This window comes from Terriglobus sp. YAF25 (assembly GCF_052113305.1).
Lineage (GTDB): Bacteria > Acidobacteriota > Terriglobia > Terriglobales > Acidobacteriaceae > Terriglobus.
In genome coordinates, this window is record NZ_JBFRCY010001042.1 from 1 (window position 1) to 1,091 (window position 1,091).

Here is a 1,091-nt window from a genome sequence, read left to right on the forward strand (position 1 = left end):
GCATGATGACAGAGCGCTGCGCCTGCCCGATGTGGCTCTGCGTGAAATCATCGTCATACGTGTCGGCCATCGCGTCGAAAGCCTGGCCGGCTGGGTGCGCCGCGATCATGCCTCTACCTCTGCGGCCGCGTCCATCAGACCGATGCGGGCATTGCGTATCTCTTCCGCCAGGCGGCTGGCCTCCTGTTCGTCCGGAGCCTTGAAGTCACGCATCCGGGCGAGAGCGACCTCACTGCGTAGCAGCTTGTCGGCGAAGCTGTAGTAGCGGCGAGAGTGGCGGCCGCGAATCTTGATCTCCCGGTCGGAGCTCGTGCCCCATGGTGCAAGCTGAATCAGGTCGTCCTGGATCTTCTTGTAGTAGGGCGTTCCTTTGATCGGATACGAGACGGTTGTGAAGAAGATATCCGGCTGCGTCCGGCTCACGTGCTGAATGGTGGCTTCGATATCTTCAAGCTCCTCGCCATCGTAACCCCACATCAGGAACATTCCGCTCTCGATGCCGCGGGTCTTGCTCAACTCTACGGCGCGCTGCACCTGGTCCAACTTCACGCCGCGCTGCATGGAATCCAGAATGCGCTGCGACCCGCTCTCCGACCCGATCCAGACGCGGAAGCAGCCTAACTCTGCCAGCAGATCCATCGCCTCTTCGTTCAGACGGTCGGCCCGGGAGATGCACTCGAACGGAATGCGAAGACCACGGCGCTTCATCTCCGCCGCATACGTGCGTAACCAGGTGTGGTTGATGGTGAAGACATCGTCCGAGACCCAGATCATGTCGGGCTGGTACTCGGAGAGCAGCCACTCCACCTCATCCACCACCAGCAGCGGATCGCGGCGACGATGGGTGTTGCCATAGACCTGATGGCTACACCACTGGCAGCGGTAGGCGCATCCGCGTGCCGTGATGAAGTTAACTGAACCTTTGCCGTGGTGTGTACGCCAGGTATCGACGTACTTCTGGATGTTCACCATCTTGCGCGCAGGCCATGGCTGATCGTCCAGGCATTTGATCTGTGCCCGTGGCGGGGTCTGGCGAAGCTCTCCATCTTCGAGATACGCCAGGCCATCGATCTTGCTCACCTGATCGAGCC

The 1,091-nt window shown here is 60.6% G+C and carries 1 protein-coding gene; it reads right to left on the bottom strand.

Translation table 11 applies throughout. The features are described 5' to 3' along the window. Window positions 1-105 precede the first annotated feature (105 nt). Window positions 106-1,091: B12-binding domain-containing radical SAM protein (locus AB4043_RS26390; RefSeq protein WP_442308638.1), on the bottom strand; the 986-nt coding region annotated here is incomplete at its 5' end.